General features: G+C 54.2%; 19 protein-coding genes and 1 pseudogene. 15 read left to right on the top strand and 5 right to left on the bottom strand.

The features are described 5' to 3' along the window. The first annotated feature begins 38 nt into the window (after positions 1-38). The 7 genes and pseudogenes from ATG98_RS00880 to ATG98_RS00850 all read left to right on the top strand — a co-directional run bounded on the left by ATG98_RS00880 (position 39) and on the right by ATG98_RS00850 (position 6,555). Positions 39-2,114 carry a hypothetical protein gene (locus ATG98_RS00880; RefSeq protein ID WP_098421927.1) on the top strand — a complete coding sequence of 692 codons (2,076 nt, stop codon included), beginning with the start codon at positions 39-41 and terminating at the stop codon, positions 2,112-2,114. Continuing rightward, the gene (locus ATG98_RS21770) at positions 2,032-3,516 is read left to right on the top strand and encodes a hypothetical protein (RefSeq protein WP_098421926.1); all 1,485 of its coding nucleotides are present in this window, start codon (positions 2,032-2,034) and stop codon (positions 3,514-3,516) included. The genes ATG98_RS00880 and ATG98_RS21770 overlap by 83 nt, the downstream gene beginning before the upstream one ends. Next, the gene (locus ATG98_RS00870; protein ID WP_098421925.1) at positions 3,513-4,535 is read left to right on the top strand and encodes a hypothetical protein; all 1,023 of its coding nucleotides are present in this window, start codon (positions 3,513-3,515) and stop codon (positions 4,533-4,535) included. Before ATG98_RS21770 ends, ATG98_RS00870 begins: the two co-directional genes overlap by 4 nt. Before the next feature lie 197 nt (positions 4,536-4,732). Then, positions 4,733-5,085, top strand: a pseudogene (locus tag ATG98_RS00865) (type II toxin-antitoxin system RelE/ParE family toxin). A 1-nt stretch (position 5,086) separates the two neighbouring features. Beyond that, positions 5,087-5,389 carry a helix-turn-helix domain-containing protein gene (locus ATG98_RS00860; protein ID WP_098419076.1) on the top strand — a complete coding sequence of 101 codons (303 nt, stop codon included), beginning with the start codon at positions 5,087-5,089 and terminating at the stop codon, positions 5,387-5,389. Positions 5,390-5,529: 140 nt separating this feature from the next. Next, entirely contained in the window at positions 5,530-5,982 is a 453-nt protein-coding gene (locus ATG98_RS00855; protein WP_098419075.1) for a helix-turn-helix domain-containing protein, read from the top strand. 6 nt (positions 5,983-5,988) lie between these two features. Next, a complete protein-coding gene (locus ATG98_RS00850; RefSeq protein WP_098419074.1) occupies positions 5,989-6,555 on the top strand; it encodes a PIN domain-containing protein in 567 nt (188 codons plus the stop codon). Between the two features lie 258 nt (positions 6,556-6,813). On the opposite strand, the gene ATG98_RS00845 is transcribed toward ATG98_RS00850, so the two are convergent. Next, entirely contained in the window at positions 6,814-7,842 is a 1,029-nt protein-coding gene (locus tag ATG98_RS00845; RefSeq protein ID WP_098419073.1) for a M23 family metallopeptidase, read from the bottom strand. Between the two features lie 186 nt (positions 7,843-8,028). Between ATG98_RS00845 and ATG98_RS00840 the strand changes: the two genes are divergently transcribed. The 4 genes from ATG98_RS00840 (at position 8,029) to ATG98_RS00825 (ending at position 11,171) form a co-directional block, all read left to right on the top strand. After that, positions 8,029-8,784 carry an amino acid ABC transporter substrate-binding protein gene (locus tag ATG98_RS00840; RefSeq protein WP_098421924.1) on the top strand — a complete coding sequence of 252 codons (756 nt, stop codon included), beginning with the start codon at positions 8,029-8,031 and terminating at the stop codon, positions 8,782-8,784. Between the two features lie 25 nt (positions 8,785-8,809). Further along, positions 8,810-9,484, top strand: a complete 675-nt coding sequence (locus ATG98_RS00835) for an amino acid ABC transporter permease (protein ID WP_098419071.1) — start codon at positions 8,810-8,812, stop codon at positions 9,482-9,484. Continuing rightward, positions 9,481-10,227 carry an amino acid ABC transporter ATP-binding protein gene (locus ATG98_RS00830; RefSeq protein ID WP_098421923.1) on the top strand — a complete coding sequence of 249 codons (747 nt, stop codon included), beginning with the start codon at positions 9,481-9,483 and terminating at the stop codon, positions 10,225-10,227. Before ATG98_RS00835 ends, ATG98_RS00830 begins: the two co-directional genes overlap by 4 nt. A 284-nt stretch (positions 10,228-10,511) precedes the next feature. After that, positions 10,512-11,171, top strand: coding sequence for a transposase (locus ATG98_RS00825; protein WP_098421922.1), 660 nt, complete (start codon positions 10,512-10,514; stop codon positions 11,169-11,171). 86 nt (positions 11,172-11,257) lie between these two features. On the opposite strand, the gene ATG98_RS00820 is transcribed toward ATG98_RS00825, so the two are convergent. Further along, positions 11,258-12,343: an AraC family transcriptional regulator gene (locus ATG98_RS00820; RefSeq protein WP_098421921.1), complete on the bottom strand. Its 1,086-nt coding sequence runs from the start codon at positions 12,341-12,343 to the stop codon at positions 11,258-11,260. Between the two features lie 161 nt (positions 12,344-12,504). Between ATG98_RS00820 and ATG98_RS00815 the strand changes: the two genes are divergently transcribed. Beyond that, complete coding sequence (locus ATG98_RS00815) at positions 12,505-14,589, top strand: NADPH-dependent 2,4-dienoyl-CoA reductase (protein ID WP_098421920.1); 2,085 nt, start codon at positions 12,505-12,507, stop codon at positions 14,587-14,589. 134 nt (positions 14,590-14,723) lie between these two features. Here the strand turns inward: ATG98_RS00815 and ATG98_RS00810 are convergent, their stop codons facing one another. From ATG98_RS00810 to ATG98_RS00800, 3 genes are read right to left on the bottom strand one after another with little or no spacing between them, the layout of a single operon-like run. After that, the gene (locus ATG98_RS00810) at positions 14,724-15,119 is read right to left on the bottom strand and encodes a protein-export chaperone SecB (protein WP_098419066.1); all 396 of its coding nucleotides are present in this window, start codon (positions 15,117-15,119) and stop codon (positions 14,724-14,726) included. A 5-nt stretch (positions 15,120-15,124) separates the two neighbouring features. Continuing rightward, a complete protein-coding gene (locus tag ATG98_RS00805) occupies positions 15,125-15,385 on the bottom strand; it encodes a hypothetical protein (protein WP_098419065.1) in 261 nt (86 codons plus the stop codon). Between the two features lie 2 nt (positions 15,386-15,387). Then, positions 15,388-15,939, bottom strand: coding sequence for a hypothetical protein (locus ATG98_RS00800; protein WP_098419064.1), 552 nt, complete (start codon positions 15,937-15,939; stop codon positions 15,388-15,390). A gap of 314 nt (positions 15,940-16,253) precedes the next feature. Between ATG98_RS00800 and ATG98_RS00795 the strand changes: the two genes are divergently transcribed. Genes ATG98_RS00795 through ATG98_RS00785 form a run of 3 tightly spaced genes read left to right on the top strand, consistent with a single transcriptional unit; the run spans position 16,254 to position 18,840 of the window. Continuing rightward, positions 16,254-17,138 (top strand): NAD(+) kinase, encoded by an 885-nt coding sequence (locus ATG98_RS00795; RefSeq protein WP_098419063.1) that lies wholly within the window; start codon positions 16,254-16,256, stop codon positions 17,136-17,138. A 2-nt stretch (positions 17,139-17,140) separates the two neighbouring features. Next, positions 17,141-18,163: a metallophosphoesterase gene (locus ATG98_RS00790; protein ID WP_098419062.1), complete on the top strand. Its 1,023-nt coding sequence runs from the start codon at positions 17,141-17,143 to the stop codon at positions 18,161-18,163. Then, the gene (locus ATG98_RS00785) at positions 18,163-18,840 is read left to right on the top strand and encodes a rhomboid family intramembrane serine protease (RefSeq protein WP_098419061.1); all 678 of its coding nucleotides are present in this window, start codon (positions 18,163-18,165) and stop codon (positions 18,838-18,840) included. Before ATG98_RS00790 ends, ATG98_RS00785 begins: the two co-directional genes overlap by 1 nt. Positions 18,841-18,853 lie beyond the last annotated feature (13 nt).

Genomic DNA, 18,853 nt, shown 5'->3' with positions numbered 1-18,853 from the left:
CCATGAATTTATTGTTTTAAGGGAAAGGAATCACAGGGATGTCTGAAACCACGTCTACCCAGACAGCAGGAAGCTGTGGCCCGGCCTGCGAAGGCGAATCGTTGATCATCGAGGTGATTGGGAAAAGTTCCGCAGAGGGGCATTCGTTCCGGATCTTTGACCAGCGTAACAACGAACAGCAGGAGTGGCTGGAGAACCAGGTTTCACTGGATGAGCCCGGCAACAGCTTGCTGCATGTCTGGCCATGGAAGGCCCAGCCTGCAAGGAATATTTGGTTGGATATTGATGCAGAGGAGGGCGCTCCTGTGCGGGTGCCGCTGTTTGACGCGGTTTCCGCCACCGAAAGGCAAATGGAAAAACAGTGGAATCGTATCCTGCCGCTGGTTCCCCTGACACTCATTCACGATCCCGAGCCTGAGCCCGGTCACCCGAACGAACATTTGGTACCTGTGCGCCCGGGCTTTATTTACGTATTCAGAAAGGGGCGTCTCTGGCGGGAGCTGGAAGTTCGCTACTCCGATTCGAGAACAATGGAGTTTCTGGATATTCGTCTGACGGATTACCGAAACAGCGACGAATCTTGTCTGACAGAAAATCGGCGACCAGCCATAGGAAAGCCTCAACAGGCCATCTGGATGCCGGTCAGCGAAATGAATCGATCTCATCTTTGTGAATTCCAGATGGCGTTCTCTGAAGTACAGTGGTCCTCGCGGCGTGTTGCTTATCTAGAGACTTCTGATTCGGCTCGGGCCGAAAGGTGTCAAGGGTTAAAGGGGCCGGAGCCAGCGCCGGAGGTCGCCTCGCAACTGAGCGATCGGCAGACGCCGGGTCACCTGATTTCCCTGTTACAACTTCCTGAAATGAGTTTTCGGGAACCCTATCTGGAGCAGCATCTGCCGAAACCCTGGAGCAGCGTTTATGATTTACGCGGCCAATATGCAAAAAACCTTTACGGACAGGCACGTAAAGAAGCTCAGGCTTTCGCCGCGGACAAGGAATCTGGAGAGGACGCATGGGAAGCCGCGCGTTACCGGGACGCTCCCCTAAGGCGAGCGCCCGCAGCGCGAGCAGCGGCCTTCATGGATGAAACATCCGGTGCTGAAGAAAATTCCCTCTGGCAAACACTGGAATCCACTGAGGACATTCTTTCCGCCCCGCGGGAGAAGGGTTATGGCGGCATTATCCTGAAAGACCGCCTGTTCCGCCTGCGGCATTGCCTGATCGAAGCACTGGAAGCCCAGCGGTTTTTAACCAGCCTGCTGGAAGCGATAGGGCAGAAGCCCCATAGCGACAGTGCTCAGGTAGTCTACCGGCTGATGGGGCCCGAGCGACTGGGGGGCCAGGCCAATCCCCTGCACCGGTACCTGGAAGAGATTGACACCAGCCGCTTCAGCCCTCTGCACGCCCACCTTCTGACAGCCCAACGCCAGCTTGCGAGGGAGGAGCTGGCCGGAGCCCAGAAACAATTGGTGGACCTGGTCCGGCAAACCGATAATCAGGTCGCCATGGCAGACCTGTTCAGCCTTTCCGGTGCCGACTATCTCGAGGGTTTTGCCCTCACGCGGGATCTGTTCCATGTCCTGGCCTTAGACCCCAACAGTTGCGATCACCTCGCGCGTTCGGCCCCCACCAGCGAAGCCCAAGTGCGGGACGCCAACGATCTGGTCCTGAAAATTGTTGGAGACGGCAGTGATCAGCCCTTGCACGCCATGCTGTTCCCGCCGGAGCAGTCAGATGAAGTGGGCAGCGCAGCCACCGAGAGCGGGAACCGGGCAGAGTGTGGCGATGGTCGCTGCCGACCTGCCGACTTGGAGCAGTTACCCGACCAGCTACCGCAACCGGACGAAGTACAGACCCTCACTGCTGCAGTCCCAGACTTACAGGCTCGAGAGCCGACTTTACGGCCCCCTGCTACGGATGGCCAAGGCGCGCGACCCCGCTCTGTTGGGAAGTGTCCAGATGGTCGCCCGCAATGCCGTCCCACAGGGCTGGATTATCCTCGGGCTGCGCGACCCGGCGTCCGGCCTGGACATGGGGTTAACAGAAACAGACCGGGAATACACCCACAAAGCCAATGGCCACCGGCGCTTCTACGGAGAATACCTGAATGCTGACGGCAACCCCCTGGCCAGTACCCGAAAATCCGCTATCCCCGATCTGGCCGACACCGCCGAAGCCCGGCGGATGCATGTATACGCCGCTCCCGAGACCTCCGAGGTGGTTCGAGCTCAGCGGGATATGCGCAGGCTGAAACGGTGGGATGAACTTTTTAGTCGAATACGAGTGCCCTATTTGGTGTTGGTAATTGAGGGGCATAATATTTGGAGTGAACTCAGTCTGTTTAAAATTACCTTGGTGCAGAAAGGTGGTGCAAGAGCAGTTGGAGGTAGCATTAGCGCCGTTGCTGATCTGATCTTCGCGGGAACTATCGCTGCAGAACGACTAAGTATGGATCTCAAAATATGGGGCAAGGTGTCGCCTAAACTAAGTGAGAAAGCCTTCCAAACCACCAATCCAGTCTTTCAAAGAGCGCTACCTTCTTTGGCCCGCGCAATTCCAGAAATAGTAACAAAACGCATGCTCGGGGGCATCGTCACAGCCGGGCTCACCATGTCGGTGTCATTACTGGACATGGCCCACGAGTGGGATACCGGCGATATGGATGCCGCTGCAGCTTACGGGGCCTCAGCCGTCGGAGGCGGCATGATGCTAATGGGCGGCCTGATGATGGCGAAAATGACCGAAGCGGGCATAGCTCCCATACTGCTGGGTCTGGGTCCCTGGGGCTGGGTGGTGACCGGTGCCACCCTGGCTATCGGGGCCGGGTTACTTGCAATAGTGCTGGACGACCCGCCCTTGGTAGACTGGCTAAAGCGTGGACCGTTCGGGCCAGAACAGGATGATGCCTATCTTCACCTGGCCAACAACCCGCAAGAAACGTACTACCGGCTGGTGGACTTGTTAGCCAGTCCTCGTATTACCATCGAGACGGCCCACAACATGTCAGCCAAACTGGCAGGTCAGGGGTACACCATAGACCCTCGCCAGGACAGCGAGTTTGCAAAAATCAACACGGTGGTAAGAGTGGAAAACAATGCGACCGCCATGCTAAACGAGGCCAGCCTGACCGTCGCCATGCGTCCGGTGCAGGTCACCCGCAAGCCCACGCAGCGTGGTCCGAAAACCCAACGGAAAATCTTGCAGGAACAGCCAAGGGTCGTGCTGGAGCAGTCCTTGCCTGGTGGCAAGGTCTACTACCTGGCCCTACCGCCTCGGGTGACATTCAAGAACTTCCGGGGCCAGGAGGGTGTAAAAACCAGCGAGGTGCTGGTCCGGGCTCAATGGCACAGCAGTTGGGACTACGGTCAAGGCTCTCGCAACCTGGTGTTCCCCGCTCCAGAGCTGCACGACCCGGTCACCTTCGATCTGGCGGTACACGGCAAACCAGACTTCAATGAAACCGATCAGCTTTTTTGGGCGGATGAACAGACCCATAAAGCGGAGGAAGGCACATGACTGCCGTTCAGGACGACTTCGACTACGCGCCCACCGCCTACCGTAGCAACCGTAAATCCCCGGAATTTGCGGAGCCCAGCCAACAGAGCACATTGTTCCGCAAAAGCTGGACCATGGGGCCGTCGCTGCCGAAGGGAAAATTGTCCGGTGTTTACCCCCCGAACTTTCTCAAAACTTGGGGGCCCCAGGAAGTCAGGGAGGACGAAGAGAATCTTGGTCGCTTTAAAACTGAGGCTGAGGCCGGGGGCGAGCCGTTTAACCCGGTTGGATGGATCAATGGCGACAGCATACGCTACGCCACTCTGCCCAAAGTAAGCTGGGCTCTGCTGTGGATGCAGCACGGAGGGCGGATATTGTTCACTTGGTTATTTCCGATTTTTTTACTGGTCATCGTATTCGGTTGGACCCAATTGCCAGAATACATGAATTTTCAAAAGTATTTCTGGGATGGCATCTTCCCTTTCCTGGCTTATTTTTTCCTACCCATGCTCCTCTGCTGGGGTATCGGCCGCTTCCTCGAGAAAAAATACCCCAAACTAGTCTACCAGGAACCCAAAGGCCCTCTCTGGGAGCTTAACCGCCGCACCGGCATGGTGACCTTGTTCAAAAACCCGGAAAAGAAAGACCAGTCAGGAGAAATCCGGGGGCAGGCCCCTTTTCATGAATGGGACGGCTACCTGCTGAGTCTGCCGGATCATCAGGGCAATATCTGGTACCGGCTGGTTCTGGTCCACAAGACTCAGGAATGGGCCCTGCCCATGAACCAGCTTCTCGCCGCCACCACCAACCGCGAAGACGTGCTGGCCTATTGGGACCTGATTCGCCAGTACATGGACGTGACCAAGTCGCTGCCGGATATTCCCCTGTTCGAAGCCCGTCGTCAGTTGGACCTCACCACCCGCGCCCAAGACGAGAAGAAAGGACGAGACCCCTTATACTGGCGCACTATGAACGAAGAAGACTACGAAGCCATCAAGCGCGAAAACCGGACCGATCTGGCCAATCACTTATGGCGCTAGTCCTGAACGTACAAGCCGGAACAGATCTATTTTCGCCAAACTAGAACCGCCCTGCACAGAATGGATTCTGTGCGCCCGCAGCAAGGAGTAGCTAATGACTAACTATATACACTTGGTCGTCCAAGAAAATAGCAGCGAGTCATGCCTTGATATCGATTGCAATCTATATAGTCTGCGATCTATAATTCAGGTGTTTTATGTGGCAGATTAAAACAACAAAAAAATTCGATGAGTGGTACATGAGTCTTGATGATACCGATCGGGAAAACGTCTTGGCAGAAAATTAGTTCTGCAAGCGAAAGGGCCGATGCTATCAAGGCCTTATGCCGACAGTGTATACGGGTCTGCACACAGCAACATGAAAGAACTAAGAGTTCAGAGCAAGGGGAATCCAATTCGAGCATTCTTTGCGTTTGATCCAACTCGGGCAGGTATCATTCTTTGCGCCGGAGAAAAGATTGGTAAAGAAAAGCGTTTTTATGAAGACATGGTTTCCGTGGCCGACCGCGAATTTTCAGCGCATCTGGACGAGCTCCAACGAGGTAAATGATATGGCACATTCTCTGGACACGCTTTTGGCGAGCGAAAAGCCGGACGTCGTAAAGCGAGCACAAGCTAAGGCGGAAGGCATTCTACTGAAAATCCACCTGGCTGAAGTTCGCGTGTTACTGCAAAAAACGCAAAATGATATGGCAGAAGCCATGGGCGTCACTCAGCCTACAATCGCCAGCATGGAGAAGCTTGGAAAAGATTTGAAACTGTCTTCGGTTAAGCGATATGTGGAAGGCGCTGGCGCCAAAGTTAGCTTAGACATTGAGCTGCCAGACGGAACCCGTCACGCTATTCCGCTCTGACGTCAGACCTGACCAAAGGCTTCTTCCCGGCGATCGAGGTCAAGCGGGAAATCGCGGCGTTTCGTTTATTTCGTTTGCACTGTGTATACTTGGATCAAGGCGCCACTGCGCTTTAACTATCTAGTATTAGGAGGCATTCGATGTCTGCGCAAAAAATTGTTCACTTACCTACACCGGTAGAAGTAGAGCAAGCAAAACTCTCTAGTCGTACTTTATCCAAATACGCCGATGTGGATCGAGTAAATCTCTCTCTTCGCGGCAGCAACGGGGAATCTGATGAATTAGTGTTGCCCGGGCATGTGCTGCAAATCCTGCTGGACGTGCTTTCGGAAATATCTCAGGGCAACGCCATAAGCTTGATTCCGTATCACCAGGAGATCAGCACGCAAGACGCAGCCAACCTGCTGAATGTAAGTCGTCCGTTTCTTGTCCGGCTGCTTGAGGACGGTGAGATTCCCTTCGGTAAAGTAGGTGCTCATCGGCGCGTAAAACTGCAAGACGTTTTAGCCTTCAAAGAAAAAACAGATAACCAGCGATCTTTGGCGTTAGACGAGTTGGCGCAACTTTCGCAAAAAGAAGGCATGGGGTATTAGTGGCTTATGAGTAAGTTCACGGTTGTGTATGATGCGTGCGTGCTGTATCCAGCACCTTTACGAGATACGCTTATGCGCCTTGCACTGACTGATTTGTTTAAAGCGCATTGGAGCGATCATATTCATAATGAGTGGATCAATGCGTTGCTGCGAGCTCAAAAACACTCCCGTGAATCTTTAGAGCGTACAAGGGACCTAATGGATCGTCACGTTCGCGACGCAAAAGTTTATGGTTATGAATCGCTTATCGACAGTCTTGAACTACCTGATCCTAATGACAGACATGTGTTGGCGGCAGCCATACGCTGCAGTGCCAACGCAATCGTAACTTTTAATCTGAAAGACTTTCCGAAGGCGTTATTAAATCCTTATGGCATTGACGCCATTCATCCCGACGATTTTATCCTTTATCAGATCGACATGGCCCCAACGGTTTGCTGTAAAGCTATTCACAATCAGCGAATGGCCCTGAGAAATCCTGACGTAGATGTTGATACCCTGCTGAAAACGTTGCAAAAGCAGCAGCTGCCCCAAACAGTTTCAAGACTCAAAGAATATATCGACTTTCTGTGACCCTGGAGCTGCACCATTTCGAGCTGTATTAACGATTAGGCTACCAAGCTAATCACACGCTGCTTACTCCAGTTTTCCGTCATCAGCCGGTAACAATCACGCCCCATGCTGTAAAAAAACAGAGACGGAGCGTAGAAATGAATGACTACCAGGAAGAACTGCTTGAAATCCGGTCGGAAGAATACGACGACGATGAAGGCGTGAATGATGCGGTGGAACTGTAATTGCCGCTGTTAAAACAAACCTGCCAATCAGCCATCATCGATCAGGCAACACCGGTTCCGGTTTCAGAAAAGGCGCCGGATCAATCGGGCCGCCTGAGTATATTCCAAAGTGCAGATGCGGTGGCGTCGTTCTGGCGTTACCGGTGTTGCCCACGTATCCCAGTATCTCGCCTTTTTTAACCCTGTCGCCGGATTCAATTTCGAATGAATCCAGATGGGCGTAGTAGTAGTAGCGGGCACCGCCCAGTCCCAGCAAACCACCCGATAGCCACACGTGATTGCCGCCAATGCCTCCTGTGCCGGTCCTAACATGGCCATCCGTGACCGCTTTAATCGGCGTTCCTCTTTTGGCAAATATGTCCACGCCATGATGCTCCCGGGCACCGCCATCGCGAGGTGCGCCAAAGCGGCTGCCTATATCGCGCTGGGATGCGGCCACTACAGGAAACGGCAAGGAGCCGCCATGAGCGAGGGCCAGCGAATACGCCACCCCGGCGAACAACTCCGGCTGAAGAACGATGCGGTAGTCGCCCGATGAAGACACAACGTGGCTCTTGGTTGCGCCATCTGCCTCCAGGTACGCGACGTTTGGCCAGCCCTGGCCGTCGCTGTCGTGCCGTTCCACGCTGGCGTACAACCGACTCTCGGACATATCCTGACGGCTAAGTTGCCAGATCAGCAATTCTCCCCGCTCAAGCGTGACTTGATAAACGTGCGCCTCAATCTGGTCATCCGCAAAGAATTCAGAGGTGCGGTACTGATCGCCAACTCGCACAGGCTTGTCACTCGCCCGCTCAACGGCCCCGGTCCATTCCTGCCCCAGCGGGCTGTCCAGCAGTCCCGCCAGGCGCAAACGCCAGACAAAGACCTCTCTCGGTGACCAGCCTAGCTTCTCGAAGGCGAGGTAACGGACTGCGGTTTCGCCGCTTTCAGCTGCGTCTTGTCGCAGGTCATCACGAACAATAAGAAGAGCAACCAGCGCAATTAGCAGAATAAAGAGTAGCCATGGCCGCATGCCTCGCTTCCATGGCTTCATCAGGGGATTGCTAATAGTGTCACCCATACCAATCCTCACCGCGTTGTCGTCTTAGGTCATTCATCATGACAAAGTCTACAATGGAATTGGTGTGGTTGAGCAGCATCCATAATTCCCACAAAGATTTTGCTGCCCATTTCTTGTATGTTGGGCGATGGCTCACTTACGGTCCGGCCCATAATTGACGCACGGGCAAAAAACTCAGGAGACGTTATGAAATTTTGGCTAGTTAACTCACTCATGGCTTTATCGCTCATGTTCAGCCCGCAATTGTTCGCTCAGGAAGACCCAATGAGAGTAGGCATGTCCGGGCAATATTTCCCGTTTACCTTCGTGGAACAAGACGAACTCAAAGGCTTTGAGGTAGATATCATGAACGCCCTGGGTAAGGAGATGGGGCGCGAGATCACCTTCCAGACTGCGAATTTCTCGGGGCTGTTTGGCATGCTGGGAACCGGGCGAATCGACACCGTCGCCAATCAGATCACCATCACCGAAGAACGGCAGCAGGCGTATGTTTTTAGTGAACCCTACGTTTACGACGGCGCTCAAGTAGTCGTTAAAGAAGGTAATACCGAGGTTCAGGATGTCGAGGATCTCAAAGGCAAAACGGTCGCGGTGAACCTCGGCTCTAATTTCGAAACACTGTTGCGTGAACTGCCTTACGCCGACCAGATCAACATCAAAACCTACGAGAGCAATATTCAGCGCGATACCGCCCTGGGCCGCGTGGATGCCTTTGTGATGGATCGGGTCAGCGCCAGTCAGATCATCAAAGACAAACCCCTGCCGTTGGCACTGGCTGGTAAGCCCTTCTCACAAATCACCAACGCCTATCCGTTCCAAGACACAGAAACAGGGCGAGCTCTGCGAGACGAGGTCAATCAGGCCCTGAAAACGCTGCGGGAAAACGGCACTCTGGCGTCCATTTCCGAAAAATGGTTCGGCACTGACATCACCCAGCCATGATAGGCACCACAAGGCCTGACACCCTATGGGCATTCTGAACGTAGAGTACATGCTCGGGCTGGTGCCTGTTCTGCTTGGCTATCTGCCCCTTACCCTGCAACTGGCGGGGGTGGCCATGGTAATGGCATTGATTCTTGCCTGCGTGTTCGCAGTGGTGCGAGTGCTGGGCATCCCGGTACTCAATCAGCTGACCATCGTGTTCATCTCGTTTTTCCGGGGTACGCCACTGCTGGTCCAGTTGTTCTTGTTCTATTACGGGCTGCCACAATTGTTCAGCGTGTTAACCGTGATAGACGGCGTCACCGCGACCATTATGGGCCTGACCCTGCACTTTTCAGCGTATATGGCGGAATCGATCCGCGCCGCCATCATTGGCGTAGATCGCAGCCAGACCGAGGCCGCGGTCTCGATTGGCATGACCAATAGCCAGCTGATGCGCCGCATTATTCTGCCCCAGGCCACCCGGATTGCCCTGCCCACACTGATGAACTACTTCATCGATATGATCAAGGCTACTTCCCTGGCGTTTACCCTCGGGGTCACCGAACTGATGGGGGCCACCCAGAAAGAAGCCGCCGGCAGTTTTCTGTATTTTGAGGCGTTCATCGTCGCCGCTGTGATGTACTGGATCGTGGTCGAGATACTTTCACAATTGCAAAAGTATCTGGAAATTCGCCTGAATAAGGCCTATAGCCGATGATTGAACTTAAAGCTCTGAGCAAACACTTTGGCAAGACTGTGGTGCTCGACGGTATTGATCTGACCATCGAGAAGGGCGAAATCATTGTTATTATTGGTCCCTCGGGAACCGGTAAATCCACGCTGCTACGCTGTCTAAATTTTCTGGAACGCCCCACGGCGGGCAAAATTACCATCGGCGACCTTACGGTGGATGTGAACCGGGCAAGCCGGGCACAGATTCTCTCACTGCGTCGCCGAACTGCTTTTGTGTTCCAGAATTACGCCTTGTTCGCTAACAAAACCGCATTGGAAAACATTGCCGAACGGTTGGTGGTGGTCGACAAGTGGCCAAAAGAAAAAGCTTACCAGCGCGCCCGGGAGATTCTTGAACGTATCGGCCTTGCAGACAAAGCAGATGCCTATCCTGCGTCAATGTCCGGTGGCCAGCAGCAACGGGTGGGTATCGGCCGCGCCATGGCCACGGGAGCCGAAGTCATCCTGTTTGATGAACCTACCTCCTCGCTCGATCCAGAATGGGTGGAAGAAGTGTTGGGGCTAATGAAACAACTGGCATCGGAACGCCAGACCATGATGGTGGTCACCCACGAAATGTCCTTTGCCCGCGATGTCGCTGACCGAGTGATTTTTATCGATGGCGGTAAGATTGTGGAGCAAGGCCCACCCAGCGAGATCTTCTCCAACCCGCAAGACCCCCGCACACAGGACTTTCTGAAAAAGATTCTGGCGACCAATCCAGTCTGATAACGCACGGGGGACGGATTTCCAAGGGGACGGATTTAAAATCCGTCCCCGACCTAACCCCACACTTGGGGACGGATTTAAAATCCGTCCCCGACCTAAACCCACACATGGGGACGGATTTAAAATCCGTCCCCGACCTAAACCCACACATGGGGACAGATTTAAAATCCGTCCCCGACCTAACCCCACACATGGGGACAGATTTCAAATCCGTCCCCGACTTACAATCCCCTAACATAACAAACACAGAACGGATTCTGTGTTTCAACAGCAAGGAGCAGCTAATGCCCAGACAAGCCAGATTAATTGCCCCCGGTTTTCCCCATCACATCGTCCAGCGCGGCCACAACCGCCAGCCAGTGTTCGTTCGGCCGCGAGACTTCAATTACTACCTGGCGAATCTCGAAGAGTGGAAGCAAACCTACGAAATAGAAGTCTACAGCTACTGCTTGATGACCAATCATGTTCACCTGATTGTCCAGGCAAACGACAACACAACAGCTATTCCCCTGTTGATGAAACGCCTGGCAGGTCGTCAAACTCGCTTCGCTAACACCACCGAGGGCCGCAGTGGCACCCTGTGGGACGGGCGTTATAAAATCAGCCCTATCGATACCGACGCATATCTCCTGGCCTGCTGCCGTTATGTAGAGCTTAACCCCGTCAAAGCTGAGATGGTCAAGAGTGCGGAATTGTATGAGTGGTCAAGCTATGCCGCCCGCATAGGATTAAGGCGTTGCCACTGGCTAGATGAACCCGCGACGTTTTGCGAACTTGCCGCTGACAGACACCTTCGCGCTGAAGCCTACAAGCGTTTCGTCGAAGACAGCGCAGTATCCAAAACCGATGAACTCATCAGATCGGCTATCAACAGCAATGAGTTAACGGGTAGCGCAAAATTTGCGAATGAAATAAAGCGGCGTATCGCCAGGGGACGGATTTGAAATCCGTCCCCGACTTGTCCCAAACCTCGCAAGGGGACAGATTTGAAATCTGTCCCCGTTCTGGCCTTAATCTTAGGGGACGGATTTCAAATCCGTCCCCGGTCTGGCCCTCGACTTGCCTGCACCCGATCAATCAGCCGCTTCCGATGCTCCCCAGGACTAACCGCAAACCAGCGCCTGTAAGCCTTATGAAAAGCCGCCGGATTGGCAAAACCCAGCAGCCAGGACACTTCCGCCAGCGACAGGCGGGTTTCGCGCAGGTAGTCCAGAGCCAGTTGCTGGCGGGTGTTGTCGACTAAATCTTTATACTTTATGCCTTCCGCGGCCAGTTGCCTTTGCAAGGTCCAGGGCGTCAGGCCCAGTTTTGCGGCGACGGTGCCCAGGGCCGGGGTTTCGCCCCGGAATAGGGGGGTCAGGCAATGCTGCACCTGCTCTTGCAGCTTCCAGCCCCGTTGCACTTGCTGTAATTGCTGCTCACATTGCCGAACCATCGCGCCGTGCATGGCCGGTTGGGCCTGGCGGGTCGTTTGCTGCCAGGTGTCGGCTTTTACCATCAGGCTGTTTTCAGGAGCGCCAAACTGCACCGGGCAGCGGAACCAGCTTTCATACAGCTCGTCCATTCCTTGCGACGGGTACTCAATCTGCACTTTTTCCAGCACCCCATAATCGCCGGTCAGCGTTCGCAAAAACTGGGTCCAGGCCGCCAGAACCGAATCCACCACAAAGCAGTTGTAGTCGTTATAAGGGCGGATGGAATAAAACACCGCTTTGCGAGTTGCGCTCTGTACCTCGGGCAAACCGCGGCTGTTTTGGCTGGTGAGCAGGGCATAGCGAATCAGCGTGCTCAGGCCGGCGCCAGCGCTGGCGGCGCACTCGCCAGCCAACCCTGCCAAGCCCGCATCCACCGGCCGTGACAGCGCCCCCATACGCAAACCCAGAGCGCGGTTGCCAGTTTCGGTGATGGCGGCATGGCCCAGGCGCATGTAATGAGGAATGCTGATGCGTGCCTCTGCAGACTCCAGGGTTTGTGCGTCTAGCCGAAACCGTTGCGCCAGCGCCGCGGCGTCTGCACCTTCTGCAGCGGCGGCGCGCAACAGCACCGCAGCATAGAGCACGCTTATGTCACCCAGAGCGTAAGCCGGTTTGAGTTTGGTCGTCTTTGTTGTTGGCATTTTTTCAGAGAGCCATTCAGCGGGCTTTTAGAAAGCCATTCAGCGGGTTTCTTAAAGCCTAACCTAAGGATAGCAAATTGTCCCCCCAGGATATTGTTGAACCGCGAGCACAAGGGTAGCTTATACAAAAAACATAATCTCAATGATGATGAGGAAGAGACATGACCGCGACTAATGCCAACGCAGCCGCCACGCCAGGCCTAAGCAAATACCCCCACCTACTGGAACCGCTGGACCTGGGTTTTACCAAGCTGCGCAACCGCGCGTTGATGGGCTCTATGCACACCGGCCTGGAAGAAGCCAAAAACGGTTTTGAGCGCCTGGCCGCGTTTTACTCTGAGCGCGCCCGCGGCGGCGTAGCCCTGATTGTCACCGGCGGTATTGCACCTAATGAAGAAGGTGGCGTATTTCAGCACGCCGCAAAAATGACCACCGATGACGAAGTCAAACAACACCAAGTCATCACCGATGCCGTGCACCAGGCCGATGGCAAAATCTGCATGCAGATCCTGCACGCCGGCCGCTACGCCTACTCACCGGCGTTGGTGGGGCCGTCTGCCATTCAGGCGCCTATTAATCCGTTCACTCCCAAAGAGCTGGACGAAGCCGGTATTGAAAAGCAGATTGAAGACTACGCCGTGTGCGCGAAGTTGGCCCAGAAGGCCGGCTACGACGGCGTCGAAATCATGGGTTCTGAAGGCTACTTTATCAATCAGTTTATTGTGGCCCACACCAACCAGCGCACGGACCAGTGGGGCGGTAGCTACGAAAACCGCATTCGCCTGCCGATTGAAATTGTGCGCCGTGTGCGTGAGCGGGTCGGGCCCAACTTCATTCTGATTTATCGCCTGTCGATGCTGGATTTGATCGAAGACGGCAGCACCTGGGAAGAAGTGGTGCAGCTGGCCAAAGAAATCGAAAAAGCCGGCGCTACTCTTATCAACACCGGCATTGGCTGGCACGAAGCCCGCATACCCACCATCGCCACTTCCGTTCCCCGCGGCGCCTTTTCCAAGGTCACCGCGCGGTTAAAAAGCGAAGTCAGCATTCCGCTGATTACCACCAATCGCATCAACATGCCGGAAGTGGCAGAGAAAATTCTGGCCGAAGGCGACGCCGATATGGTGTCCATGGCGCGGCCTTTTCTTGCGGATGCTGAGTTGGTGCAGAAAGCCGCTGAAGATCGCTCCCATGAAATCAACACCTGCATCGGTTGCAATCAGGCCTGTCTGGATCACACATTCAGCAATAAACTCACCAGTTGCCTGGTCAACCCAAGGGCCTGTCACGAAACCGAACTGAATTACGTGAAAACCGCCAATCCGAAAAACATTGCGGTGGTGGGCGCGGGCCCTGCGGGCATGGCAGCCGCATCGGTTGCGGCCGAACGCGGCCACAAGGTCACCCTGTATGACGCGGGCGAAGAAATTGGCGGTCAGTTTAACGTTGCCAAACTGATCCCCGGCAAGGAAGAGTTTTACGAAACCTTGCGTTATTACGGCGTTATGTTGAAAAAGCACAATGTTGACGTGCGTCTGAACGCCCGCGTTAGCGCCAAAGAGCTGATTGCCAGCGGTTATGACGAAGTCATTCTGGCCACCGGCGTTCAGCCGCGCATGCCAGACATCGACGGCATCGAACACCCCAGCGTTATCAGCTACCTGGACGCCCTGAAAAGTCGCAAGCCCGTAGGCAAGCGGGTTGCAGTCATCGGCGCCGGTGGTATCGGTTTTGACGTGTCCGAGTTCATTACCCATCAGGGTGCTTCCGCCGCCCTGGATACTGACGAATTCATGAAAGAGTGGGGTGTAGACTTCAGCGCTCAGCATCGTGGCGGTGTTAAAGGCATAGAACCCCAGCTGCCAGAGCCGGCGCGTCAGGTGTACCTGCTACAGCGCAAAACCTCGAAAATCGGTAAGAACCTGGGTAAGACAACGGGCTGGATTCACCGTACATCACTAAGGCACCGTGAAGTACAGATGATTCCGGGCGTCACTTATCGCAAGATTGACGACCAAGGCCTGCACATCACCGTGACCGCCAAGCGGGCGGAGCAGGGCGAAGACAAACTCTTGCCGGTGGACACCATCATCATCTGCGCAGGCCAGGACCCAATGCGCGAGCTTCAGGCAGAACTGGAAGCTGCCAAGGTTTCAACGCATCTGATTGGTGGTGCCGACGTGGCAGCGGAGCTAGACGCCAAACGCGCCATCAACCAGGGCTGCTTCCTGGCGGCCGAGTTATAAAAGCCGGGCATTAGTATAATGGGTTTCTAGCGGGCGCCTTGCGCCGGAGGACCAGCGGAGGGCGCCAAAAGAGGTACGCTTTTGGTGCCCGATTGACCGGCTGGTTAGAGAAACGGGGAAAGAGTCATGCCTGTTTACAAATCAGTAGTATTGTCGATCCCTTTATTCGCCATCGCCTGGAAGTTGATCGTTGGCAATATTAGAGGCTCATAGCCTGAATTCAGCGTAACTAAGCTTATGAAACTGCGGAGATAAGGGTACGCAATAGCCGGTGCATTCACTATTGGGAATGCAGATTCTTTAAAATCAGAACTTATAGGCGCATCAGTGCTAAAACTGGCTTCATATGAAATTTCTAATTTATAACCTTGCTCGGATGTAATCGCCAAATCAAACAAAACAAAAAAAGATGTTGACTCTTCTTCTGTAAACCCATTCGAAAGGCTGAAAGAAAAGTCGTCTTTTTTAGCTACTTCATCTTCACTTAGGCTAAGCCGCCTAACTCTGTTATTAACTAACTGAATTTTCATTAGTTTTAAGCCGCTATCGGGAATGAACTCTCTTCTGAGGAATCAGAGCCATAAGACTGATCGCCTTTGCCGTTTAGAACAACATTGTGACGGTAGGTAATTATTCCCACGGCAGACTCTGCGTTCACAACCATGGCCGCATGCATAGAAAATTGCGGTTTACGAATCGGTACGTAACCAGCCTTGTGGCATTCACCCTCAAATTCGTCAACCGACATGCTATCTATCTTAGAAAGAGCTTGGGTCACTAATTCGTCTAATTTCATGATTATACCGCTCCACTGGAAAAAACCTTGATGGTCTCTACATCTATTGAATTCGGATCTTTCACGCACATAACTGTCGTATTTTGCACATTGGAATCGATTCTTTTGATACGCTGAATTCGATTCTTTATATAAACGCTATGGATGATGACCTCTAAATTCATCATCTGAGCTACTAAATTCCACATAACACGATTATCATTTTTTATTCGCCGATTTCGCGCAAAATGCTTATCGTGTTTTTCTAAAATTTTCTCACGAACAGTATCAAACGCACTGAGTCCCTCAAAATACCTGAGATCCAATAGTCTAGAGCAACGTGCTGTCGCTTCCAATACTGTGTAGCTATCGTACCTATTACCTTCGCGGCTGTAGGCTTGGTTTTTCGCCCACTCTACCGCATTCTGGATTGGACAGCTCACACCCTTTGTAAAGAGGTAAACACCGTGACCTAGCCATTCATCTTCTCCGGCACTAACCCTGAAGTTCTCCGTGAGAATAAAGTCGACAGCCTCCGTGTTAGTACCGTGATAGCCTACAAGCTCTTGTAACATAGCATAATTCGTGCATGATTTACGTGGATCGCAAAGTTACGCTATCTTAAAGTTCGAGTCAAAGCCATCCCTAATGTCTAGCTAGGTGGAGCCTTAATAGGGTCATCCTTTGGACGGCCTCATAGGCCGGGAACGTACTTGAGCGATTGGTTAGCTGAGTGTAACGGAGAAGCCCACTCCGCGGCAGCTAAAGTGATAGCCATGCTCCATGGCTGCCTTTGCACCAAAATCTACCGACCATTGGCGGCCACCAAGCTGGTACTACCGAGCTGCCAGCTTTAGAATGGCAGCCCGGCAGAACAACAGGAAATTCCATGGAGCAATTCCGCAACATTGGTGTTATTGGCCGCATGGGCAGCGTTAAGGTGGTTGAAACCCTGCGCCAGCTCAAACAATATCTGGTCGCCAATAATTACCAAGTCATTCTGGAAGAAGACACCGCCAGCATACTTCCCGGCCACGGCCAGCAGGTCGCCAGTAAAAGGCTGCTGGGTGAAATTTGCGATCTGGTGATTGTTGTCGGCGGCGACGGTAGCTTGCTGGGTGCTGCCCGTGAACTGGCGAAGTCCAAAATACCCCTGTTGGGCGTTAATCGCGGCCGCCTCGGTTTTCTGACCGATATCTCCCCCAGCGATCTGGAAGAGCGCCTGAGCAAAGTGCTTAAGGGCGAATACATTGTTGAGCACCGCTTTTTATTGGACGGCCACGTAGAGCGCAACGGTAAACCCCTGGGCTTTGGCACGGCGCTGAACGATGTGGTGCTGCACCCGGGCAAATCCACCCGCATGATCGGCTTTGACCTGTTTATCGACGGCCACTTCGTGTACGCCCAGCGGTCCGATGGCCTGATTGTCGCCACGCCTACCGGCTCCACTGCTTATTCTTTGTCCGCCGGTGGCCCCATTATGCATCCCAAGCTGGATGCTATTGTGCTGGTGCCTATGTTCCCGCACACCCTCAGCAGCCGCCCCATCGTGGTGGACGGTCGCAGCGAAATAAAACTGGTGATTGGCGAAACAAACGAAGCCTATCCGCAGGTCAGTTTTGACGGCCAGATGAACATTGCCTGCGCGCCGGGCGATATCATTCGTATTAGTAAAAAGCCGTTCAAAATCCGTTTGATTCACCCAACCGATCACAACTTTTACGCCACCTGCCGGGATAAACTTGGCTGGGCCAGCAACACAACAGCGAGTTGAACATGGCCACACCGTCCAGCAATCCCTGCCGCGGCTACGACATTATTGGCGATATTCACGGCTGTTCGCTCACTTTGGAAAGCCTGTTGCAACGGATGGGCTACGCCAAGGTGAAAGGCGTGTATGAGCACAAGCGCCGCCAGGTCATTTTTATTGGCGACATTATCGACCGTGGCCCACGCATCCGCGAAGCGCTGCACCTGGTGCGCGACATGGTCGAGCGTGGCTCCGCCCGCATTGTGATGGGCAACCACGAGTACAACGCCCTGGGCTACTGCACCCGTGCCCGCCCGGGCAGCGGCAATACCTACCTGCGTGAGCACATACCCCGCCACGACCGCCTGATCAAAGAAACTCTTCAGCAGTTCAACGCCCACCCCGGCGAGTGGAAAGACTTCCTGGCGTGGTTTTACACCATCCCGCTGTTTATAGACGACGAACACTTCCGCGCCGTGCACGCCTGCTGGGACGATGGCCTGATTAGCCGCTTCCGCCAGGAACATCCTGACGGCTGTATTACCGAAGACTTTCTACACGCCTCGTCGGTGCTCGATTCTTTCCCCGGCGAAGTGATGGACACCCTGCTGCGCGGCACCGATTTGCGCTTGCCGGAAGGTGTCGCGATTACCGGCAGTGACGGATTTGTACGCAAGTTTTTCCGCACTAAGTTCTGGGCAGACGACCCACACACCTACGCCGACGTGGTATTCCAGCCCGACCCCTTGCCCGCAGACGTGGCACTGCATGTGCTAACGCCGGATGAACATCGCCAGCTATTGAGCTATCCGCTGGATGCGCCTCCGGTGTTTGTGGGCCATTACTGGATGGACGGTAAACCGTCACAACTAAAGTCCAATGTGGCCTGCGTTGACTTCAGCGCGGTGAAATACGGCAAGCTGGCGGCCTATCGTATGGACGGCGAAAGAGTCTTGTCGCCGGATAAATTCGTATGGGTAGATGTGCAATGGCCGAGCGACTTGGACCAACGCAATTACCCCACCAACGAAGACAGTTTGGCACGCTAATGGACGATCAACAGATAAAACCCGGCCGCCGTTCACCCCTCGTCAATGGCCGTTGGCAACCGTCACCCGGCCATGCACCGGTGGTGATCAGTCTCATCGTGATTGCGGTGGTTACGGTGTGGCTAACCTCTATGAGCAGCAACGAACTGGCTGCCGGCTTGATGGTAGTCGACCCTCGCCAGTACGAATGGTTCAGCTTGGCTGACCGCCTGAATGCGTTGCTGGATACCCTGTCGAAGGGACAGATATGGCGCCTGATTACGCCAGATTTTCTGCACTTCAGCTGGACCCACATCATCTTTAATTCGGTGATGTTATGGTTCCTGGGCAGTCAGATCGAGTTTATTGACGGCCGCACCCGGCTGCTGGTGTTGGCGTTGGTGGCCAGCCTGCTGTCCAATGGCCTGCAGTACCTGGTTACCGGCCCGTTGTTTGGCGGCCTGTCGGGCGTGGTTTATGCCATTCTGGGTTATTGCTGGCTAAGCCAGCGGCGGCTGCCCAGATTCCAGTTCCCGCCGGCGCTGATCACCTTCGCCCTGGCGTGGATGGTCCTGGGCTTTACCCCGCTGCCCAACATGCTGGGCATGGGCAACATGGCCAACGAAGCCCATCTAGGTGGTTTTGTGGCGGGGTTGCTAGTGGCTGTCCTGTTACCCCCGCCGGCTCGCCGACGATAAAAAGCGCCACCGC

It is taken from the genome of Marinobacter sp. LV10R520-4 (assembly GCF_002563815.1).
Taxonomy (GTDB): domain Bacteria; phylum Pseudomonadota; class Gammaproteobacteria; order Pseudomonadales; family Oleiphilaceae; genus Marinobacter.
Note: the sequence above shows the minus strand (reverse complement) of the source record. Positions and strands in the feature narration are given on the sequence as shown.